Raw genomic sequence first — 366 nt, 5'->3', positions numbered from 1 at the left:
CAGCCTGCCCGCCCTCAAGGCTGTCATGTCGGATGTTGCCGCAGCCGCACAGCACCGCGCGTGCCAAACGTTTTTCGGGACAACGTCCTATACCAGGAAGCAGGCCACCGCCCGGAAAGCCGCCGCTTCTCAGGGCCACCACCTGGATACTTTGCTGGTGTTGGACAGTGCCTTCCGCCGGGTGCGCAACCAAAACGACGCCTGGGACATGCTCATCGAACTGTGCACCACCCCCGGCACCACCACACACCTGCGCCGCCTTGCCAACCAAAAAGTCTTGGAGCTCAACCGTCCGGCCCCACCCGCCGAAGGCGTACGCGTTATCCGCCGCAAGGGCGGGCCCAGCACTTTCTCCATCACCGGGGA

At 64.5% G+C, this 366-nt stretch carries 1 pseudogene; it reads left to right on the top strand.

The window, feature by feature from the left end:
- Positions 1-25: 25 nt before the first annotated feature.
- Positions 26-366, top strand: a pseudogene (locus HMPREF3067_RS11240) (HNH endonuclease); the annotation flags it as partial.

Origin of the sequence: Corynebacterium sp. HMSC04H06 (assembly GCF_001815935.1) — a bacterium.
Lineage (GTDB): Bacteria > Actinomycetota > Actinomycetes > Mycobacteriales > Mycobacteriaceae > Corynebacterium.
This window is presented reverse-complemented; position numbering and strand designations above follow the sequence as displayed.